At 62.9% G+C, this 7,916-nt stretch carries 4 protein-coding genes and 2 pseudogenes; all 6 read right to left on the bottom strand.

Annotated features, from left to right (window positions below):
- Window positions 1-150: 150 nt before the first annotated feature.
- Window positions 151-1,164: a phosphotransferase enzyme family protein gene (locus K9857_RS28790; protein ID WP_224541727.1), complete on the bottom strand. Its 1,014-nt coding sequence runs from the start codon at window positions 1,162-1,164 to the stop codon at window positions 151-153.
- Between the two features lie 9 nt (window positions 1,165-1,173).
- Entirely contained in the window at window positions 1,174-2,451 is a 1,278-nt protein-coding gene (locus K9857_RS28785; RefSeq protein WP_224541725.1) for an aspartate aminotransferase family protein, read from the bottom strand.
- Window positions 2,444-3,757 (bottom strand): amino acid permease, encoded by a 1,314-nt coding sequence (locus K9857_RS28780; RefSeq protein ID WP_224541723.1) that lies wholly within the window; start codon window positions 3,755-3,757, stop codon window positions 2,444-2,446. Before K9857_RS28780 ends, K9857_RS28785 begins: the two co-directional genes overlap by 8 nt.
- Before the next feature lie 431 nt (window positions 3,758-4,188).
- A pseudogene (locus K9857_RS30690) lies at window positions 4,189-4,788 on the bottom strand (methyl-accepting chemotaxis protein); the annotation flags it as partial.
- Window positions 4,789-5,043: 255 nt separating this feature from the next.
- A pseudogene (locus K9857_RS30685) lies at window positions 5,044-6,096 on the bottom strand (HAMP domain-containing protein); the annotation flags it as partial.
- A 286-nt stretch (window positions 6,097-6,382) separates the two neighbouring features.
- The gene (locus K9857_RS28770) at window positions 6,383-7,705 is read right to left on the bottom strand and encodes an alginate export family protein (protein ID WP_224541718.1); all 1,323 of its coding nucleotides are present in this window, start codon (window positions 7,703-7,705) and stop codon (window positions 6,383-6,385) included.
- Between the last annotated feature and the right edge of the window lie 211 nt (window positions 7,706-7,916).

Raw genomic sequence — 7,916 nt, 5'->3', positions numbered from 1 at the left:
CGCGAAAGCGGTGTGTCAGGCGACAGTGATGTTGAATGTGATGGCCTCTTCGCGAGCAGGCTCGCTCCCACAGTAGATTTGTTGTGAACACAAAATCTGTATACGACAACAATCCCCTGTGGGAGCGAGCCTGCTCGCGATGGCGGTGGGTCAGGCCTGCAGATATTCCCGAGCCAACCCGCAGGCGCGCTCGATCAGCATCGGCGCCATTTCAATCGCCGTCTGCGTCCCCCGGCGAGTGTGAATCCAGCCCAGGTAGGTCGTGCCGCGCAGCAGCAGGAACAACGCCAGCGTTTGCCGATCCGCCTCGCTCAACGGCTTGACCGCGTGATACCCCGCCAGCAACGCTGCCTTGATCTGCTCATATCGCGGATCATCCAGGCAGAAGTACAGCGCAGTCGCCAACTCGAACATATGCCAGCCAAACCCTGCATCATCGAAGTCGATCAAGCGCAAACGCGGGCCTTCGATCAGCAGGTTTTCCGGCACCAGATCAGCGTGGATCATCCCGAAATTGCCCAAGTGCCGCCCATACTGACGCAAGTCCCGACGCGCCCGACGCCGGGCCTCTTGCAGCAGATCCCGCTGCTCGTCACTCAACTGCTCCAGCTCCCAGAACCGCCCCCAGAACGGATTGGCGCCGATCAAACCTTCCTCGTCCCAGGCATGCCGGACAAACTCGTCCGGCTGCTGCCAGTCCGCCGAATGCAGATGAATCCGCGCGGCAATCGCACCGGCTTCGGCAAACAGAAAATCGATCTCGGTATCGGCCTGCACTCCGGCCTCGGAAGTGCCTGCGGTCGCCCCCGGCAACCACGCAAGCATGTCGACATGCCGCTCGCCAACCTCCGCGTGACTGACCTCGATCAAATGTCGCTGGTCCTGCGCTCGAATGATCTGCGGCACAGTGATCCCGGCGCTTTCCAGCGCCTCCATCCATTGCAGTTCCGAGCGCAGCGCCGCTTCGCAGTGATAGCCGTTGCGGTGGATGCGCAGGGCCACGCGCTGGCCGTCGTGGCGGCGGGCGGAGAACACTGCGTTCTCGCGGTATTTCACCAGTTCGATGTCGGCGAAATCGCCTTCCCAGTGCTGCAGGGCGTGGCGCGCCAGATCGTGCAGGCGAGCCACCTGCTGGTCGTGGCTCAAAGTGTGAAATTCAGTCATGGCAGGGCCTCAAATCGCGCTCAGGGCGTGGTCCAGGGTGTCGACGAAGATGTCTGCGTGCTCGCGGTTGAACACCAGCGGCGGGCGCAGCTTGAGGATGTTGTCGCCGGCGCCGATCTTGCTGATCAGCACGCCGTTGTCGCGCATGTCGTTGACCACCTTGCGCGCCTCCAGGCCCGCCGGTTCCTTGCTGGCGTGGTCGCGCACCAGTTCCATGGCGAAGAACAGGCCCTTGCCGCGCACATCGCCGATGATCGAATGCTTGACGGCCAGCGCCTGCAAACGCTGCTGCACGTAGGCGCCGACGCTCTGCGCATTGAGCAGCAGCTGTTTCTCTTCAATTTCGTCCAGCACCGCCATGCCCACCGCCGCCGCCACGGGCGAACCGCCGAAGGTGTTGAAGTACATCGCGTTGCGCCCGAAGGATTCGACCAGCGCCTTGTGGGTGATCAACCCGGCCAGCGGATAGCCGTTACCCATGGGTTTGCCCAGAGTAACGATGTCCGGGGTCACGCCGTGGGCCTGATGGCCCCACAGGTGATCGCCGGTACGACCGAAACCGGACTGCACTTCATCGGCAATGAACAAACCACCCGCTGCACGGATCAGCTCCGCGGCCCTGGCGACGAAACTGGCCGGCACCCGTGGCAGGCCTTCGTTGGCGAACAGGGTGTCGATCAACAACGCTGCCGGGCGAATGCCCTGGGCCTGCATCGAGGCAATCGCCGCGGCGATGTTGGCCGCGTATTCATCCGCCAGTTGCGCCTCGGTGGTGCCGGCCGGTGCACGGTACAGGCACGGAATCGGCACCGCACGGGCATGGGCGGCGAAGGGTTCGGGCGAGGGCAGGGCGGTGGTGACTTCGGCCAGGGACGCGGAGTTACCGTGGTAGTTGTAGTCGCTGATGAGGATCCCGCTGCCGCCGCTGGCATAACGCGCCAGGCGCAGCGCCAGTTCATTGGCCTCGGTGCCGGTGCAGGTGAACATCGCGGTGTCCAGCGGCTGGGCGAAGGTGGCGGTCAGGCGCTCGGCGTAACGCACCACCTGCTCGTCCAGATAGCGGGTGTGGATGTTCAGGGTGCTCGCCTGGCGATGCATAGCCTCGACCACGCGCGGGTTGCAGTGACCGACGCAGGGCACGTTGTTGTAGACGTCCAGGTAGCGGCGACCGTCGATGTCGTACAGCCAGACGCCTTCGCCACGCACAAGATGCAGCGGTTTGTCGTAGAACAGTGGAGAGGCGCTGCCGAGCACGCGGTGGCGGCGTTGCAGGAGAGTGTCAGGCATGGTCTGGAACCTCGATTGCGGTGCTGCGGCGAGTGCGCAGCAGGAAGTTGAAAATGCACAGCAAGAAGGTCGCGCCGAGGGCGATCAGCATCTTGAGATCGAGCTGGAAGCAGGCGGCGATCACCACCAGCGTCAGGGCCAGACCCAGCCAGGCCACCAACTTGCCGCCGATCAGGCTGAACGGGCGTGGCAGGTCGGGCTGACTGCTCTTGATGCGCAGGTAGGCGCCGAAAATGAACAGGTAGCAAACGTTGAGCAGCAGCACGACTGCGAGCATCACGGTGGCCGGATCGATCTCGGACATGGGCAGGCCGATGGCACCGATCAGCAGCAGCGCCGGGTAAGGCGTGCCGCGCTTGCCGGTCTTGCCCAGCCACTGCGGGAACAGGCCGTCGCGGGCCATCGCGAACAATTGCCGGGAGGCGGCGTAGACCAGGGAGAAGAAGGTGGCGATCAGGCCGAACACGCCGCCGCAGCCGATGACCTTGGCCAGCCAGGAGTTTTCACCGAAGGCGCTGTTGCTGGACATCGCCGCGTACAGCGGATCGCCCGCCGAGCCCACCAATTCCACACCGCCAGCGCCTGGTGCGCAGACCAGCACCACCAACGCGGTGACCAGCAGGGTGCCGACAGCCGCGAGAATGCCGCGGGGCATGGTGCGGCCTGGATTGTCCGCTTCTTCCGCCGCCGAGCCCGTTTGCTCGACAGTGATGAACAGCCAGATGGCGAACGGTACGCAGGCGAAGATGCCGCCGAGGCTGACCGGGGTGGCGACGTTGGCCGGCAGCGCCAGCAGGTTGCTCAGCTCGACATGGGGCGCCATGGCCAGGCCGAAGGTCAGCAGGGCGGCGACCGCGATCACCCCGGCGATGAAGGTCAGGCCCATGGCCTCGCCGACGCCGCGAAGGTGGATGCCGATGATCACGACGAACAGCGCGATCTTCACCGTCCAGCCGCCAATGCCGAAGATGGATTCGGTGTAGGCGCAGATGAAGGTCGCCGCGGCGCCGGTGCCGATGGTCAACGCCAGCGCGCAGGCGACACCGACCAGATAACCCACGAACGGCCCGAACGCGGTTTGCGCATAGACGAATACGCCGCCGGCGCTGGGCAGGGCGGTGGACAGCTCCGCCACGCACAACGCCAGGCCGCCGCACAGTAGAGCCATCAGCAGGGTGGCGATGAGCATGTTCATCCAGCCACCGGCCGCCAGACCGAAGTTCCAGCCGGAAAACTGCCCGGCCACCACCAACGCGATTCCGAGGCCGGCAATCTTCGGCCAGCCCAACGCACTTTTCTTAAGCACAGACGTCTCCCGCGGCCCGAAAGCCGATTTATTGTTTTTAGTGAGAAATGGAGGGATTACAGCGTTGCCTTGCGCCCCTTCGCCAGGGCTGCCCCGATACTACGCCCGGGGTGTGGAGGGGCATGTTTGCGTGTGTGCCAGGTGGTTGGTTGTGGGTGCCAGATTGGGAGCAGATCAAGACTGTGGGAGCGGGCTTGCTCGCGAAAGCGGAGTGTCAGTCGAGGCAAATTTTGCCTGACACGCCGCCTTCGCGAGCAAGCCCGCTCCCACAGTGGATCGATGTGAATACAGAATGGCTATTCGACGCAAATCCCCTGTAGGAGCGAGGCTTGCCCGCGAAGGCTGTGTGTCAGTCACAATCAATTTTTGATGTGCCGGCCTCTTCGCGGGCAAGCCTCGCTCCTACAGGGGCAGCCCGGGCGACATCATTTCTAGATCCGAAAACTCCCCACCAACTGATTCAACCGCGCCGCCTGCTGCTCAAGCTCAGTACACGCACGCAAGGTCGATTGCAGGTTTTCCACGCCTTGCTGGTTGAGGGTGTTGATCTGGGTGATGTCGACGTTCAGCGCTTCGACCACGGCGGTCTGTTCCTCGGTGGCGGCGGCGACAGACTGGTTGACGTTGTCGATCTCGCCGATGCGCAGGGTCACGCTACCGAGGCGGGTGCCGGCGAGGTTGGCGATGTTGACGCTTTCCTCGCTGTGCTGCTGACTCTCGGTCATGGTGGTGACCGAATCCCGGGCGCCGACTTGCAGTTCCTCGATCATCTGCTGGATCTCCAGCGCCGAGGTCTGGGTGCGTCCGGCCAGGCTACGCACTTCATCGGCCACCACCGCGAACCCGCGACCGGCTTCACCGGCCCGCGCCGCTTCGATCGCCGCGTTGAGCGCCAGCAAGTTGGTCTGCTGGGAGATGCCCTTGATCACCTCGAGGATCTGCCCGATGTTCACGGTCTTGTCGTTGAGCACTTCGATGTTGGCGCAGGACTCGCTGATCTTGCCCGACAATTCGTTCATCACCTCGATCGTGCGCTGCACGACTTGACGCCCGTCCTCCGCCTGCTGCCGGGCGTTGGACGCCTGGTGCGACGCGTCGCTGGCGTTGTGCGCGATCTCCTGCGCCGCCGCCCCCAACTGATTGATCGCCGCCGCCACGCTGTTGGTGCGACTCGATTGATCGTCGAAATTGCTCAGCGAGGAATTGGACGCCTCCAGCACCCGACGGGCGCCCTCGTTAACGCCGAGCGCCGCCGACGACACTTCGCGAATCGACTGGTGAATGCGCTCGACAAAGCGGTTGAACGCCGTCGCCAGCTGGCCGATTTCATCCCGCGATTGCACTTGCAGGCGTCGCGTCAGGTCGCCTTCGCCGAGGGAAATGTCCTCCATGACCCGGGTCAGCACCTGCAACGGCCGGGTGATGCGTTGCGCCGTGTACCAGATCAGCAGCAGGCCGAGCAGAGCCGAACCACCGCCAAGCAGCAGGGCCAGCGCGGTGCTTTGCGCGCCCTGAGCATCGAGTTCCTTTTGCAGTGTGGTGACAGGCGCCAGCAACACCTCTTGCGGCACGCCCACCAGCACACCCCAGGGCGCGGCACCGGCAATCGGTGCCAGGGGTTCGAGGACCTTGATCTGCTGCGGATCGACAAACACCTTCGGCTGACCCTGACGCAGAGCGTCCATCACGTCCGCGTTGTCCATCGGCGAACCCAGGCGACTGACGTCCTGACTGTTGGCCGAGATCACCCCGCGAGGGCTGACGATGCTGATCTGCCCGTGACCGTCGAACAACTGGCGGGCACTGGCTTCACTGTTGTTCTGCAACGCGGCGAGATTGATGTCGAGACCGACCACGGCAATGACCTTGCCGTTTTCCAGCAGAGGGAAGGCGACGCTGGTGACCAGCTTGCGGCTGCCGGACGCTTCGTCGAAGTAGGGCTCCAGCACGCAGGCCTGACGGGTGTCACGGGCGCAGGTGTAGAAGGCGTTGTACGGCGCGCCGCTCGGCCCCGGCTCGGTGTTGGCCAGCAGGCCTTCGTCGCCGATCACTGCTTGCAGTTCGCCGGGTTTGCTTTGCACCCAGTACAGCGAGAAACGGCCTTTCTCGTTGCTGCCAAGCTCTGCCTTGTCGGCGAAACCGGCGTCCTGGCCGTCGAGCGCGTCAGGTTCAAAAATGACGTAAAGCCCGAGCAGGTCGGGCTTGTCTTTGAGGGCCTGTTGAAGCTGGCTACTGAGCTCCTGGCGAAGTTGCGGGCGGGTCAATGTGCCCTGGTGCTGAAGTTGTCGCAGATAGAGCAGGTATCGCGATAACCCCTGGCCGAATTCATGGGTCTGCATGAAGGTGCGCTGCACCTGCATGGCCTGCACCTTGCCCAGCGCCTGCATGTGTTCCTTCGCCGCATCGGCCAGCATTTCACTGCTGGCCTGGTCGACCTGCTGGCTGCTTAGGCGGGTCTGGTACAGCGACAACCCCATCAGCAGACCCACCACCAGCAACAGGCAGAGGCCGGCGAGCAGGGCGATCTTGCTCTGGATCGTGAGGAATCTTTTCTGCATCGGAAATACCCTTTTCCAGAGAAACAAAGACGCCCAACCAGGTTGGGCGCGCTTGCTTCGTTCGAGGTTAGAAAGTGGACGCGAAAATCACTTGGCTGTAGACGTTCCTGTCGTTGTTGCCCAGTTGCGTACCGCCCTGTTCGGCACTCTTGTCCGGTTGGTACAGGCCGATCAGCGGCATGATGCTCAGGTGATCGTTGACGTGCCATTCGGCATAGATATCGGTTTCATGACCGTCGGTATTGCCCAGGTTGCGGTCGATGGTGTCGAAGTTGAAGTACATCGCGCCGACGGTCAGGTTCTCCAGCGGCGAGACGGTGAACTTCAGTTGCTGGATGCGCGAGTTGCTGTTGAACGGGCCGGCATAGTTGCCCGCCACTTCGCCCTGGAACCAGGTACCGAAACCACGGCTGAAACCGTAGAACAGGGTGTCGTAGTTTTCCGAGAAACGGCTGTAGCGATAGCTGACATACGGCGCCCAGTTCACGTCGGAAAAGGTCCAGCCGGCTTCCAGGTACCAGGCGTCTTCGGTCGAGGTGTGAGGCTTGTCCTGCTTGGCGTATTCGCCGGAGAGGAACAAGTCCTTGACCCCGGCGTTGCCGGTGGCGCGCAGGCTGTAGGTCTTCATGCCGTCGCGTTCGAGCTGGATCGGCGAGGCGTACTGCTCGTCGATATCGGTGGTGTCGACGTAGGTCAGGCCCACGGTGCCGGCTTCGGACACGTGCTCCAGGGTGCCGACATACATTTCGGTCATCGCCTGGGCGCGGTTGTTGGATTTGAGCCACATCAGGTCGCCACGCCAGCCTTCCTTGCCGCCGATGCGCAGCACGGCGGTCTCGTCGAACGCCTTGCGTGCGGCCAGCCAGTAGGCGCCGCCACGGTTGAACTCGCCGTCAGCCAGGCCCTTGCCCATGTTCAGCGCATCGCCGTTAATGATGAAACCGTCACCGACCATGATGTTTTGTCGACCGAACGACAGGTCGATGCCATCGGCGCCCAGCACCGGGAATAGATCGCTGGAACGCCAACCGAGGTAGGCATCTTCGAACTTGGTGGTGCGTTCCGAACCATCGCTGAACCCTGCCGCATCGCCGTCACCCCAGGTCCCGGAACTGAGCATATTCGCCGCGCCATAAGCGGTGCCGACACCGGCCAGGCCTTTGTCGAACGCCAGGCCGTACTTGATGTAACCCTCACGCCACGATGACGAACCTTCGTTGAGACGACCCGACAACGCGTAGTTTTCCTGGCTATGGAAAACCCCGAACACCGCTTCCAGCGTGGCGTTCAGGTGAGTGTCGCTGTCTGAGTACAGTTCATAAGCTCCGGCCTGCCCGGCACTGATCATCAGCGCGAGCGTGGAAAGTCGAAGCAAGGGAGACTTGAGCATGGCATGACATCCGTTCTTGTTCTTGGGGCGCAGGGTTGCGGTCTTTTTAGATACTAAGGGCCGCTTTTTTTTTGGCCTTTTGCCTGTTTGCCAATTAGTTGGTTGTGCATGCCAGATTGCATGGCAGGGTGATGGCACCCCCTCATCCCCGGAGAACGACACGTCCCCTGTAGGAGCGAGCACGCTCGCGATGGATGCCAGAACACCGCGG

The sequence above is a fragment of the Pseudomonas sp. REP124 genome (genome assembly GCF_020164475.1).
In the GTDB taxonomy this organism is placed as follows: Bacteria; Pseudomonadota; Gammaproteobacteria; order Pseudomonadales; family Pseudomonadaceae; genus Aquipseudomonas.
The sequence above is the reverse complement of the archived record's forward strand: the minus strand, read 5'-3'. Positions and strand labels throughout refer to the sequence as shown.

What these genes read in the sequence shown, in the direction of transcription:
- K9857_RS28790 (WP_224541727.1), bottom strand. Translation starts at nt 1,164, where the DNA reads ATGACTGAATTTCACACTTTGAGCCACGACCAGCAGGTGGCTCGCCTG.
- K9857_RS28785 (WP_224541725.1), bottom strand. Translation starts at nt 2,451, where the DNA reads ATGCCTGACACTCTCCTGCAACGCCGCCACCGCGTGCTCGGCAGCGCC.
- K9857_RS28770 (WP_224541718.1), bottom strand. Translation starts at nt 7,705, where the DNA reads ATGCTCAAGTCTCCCTTGCTTCGACTTTCCACGCTCGCGCTGATGATC.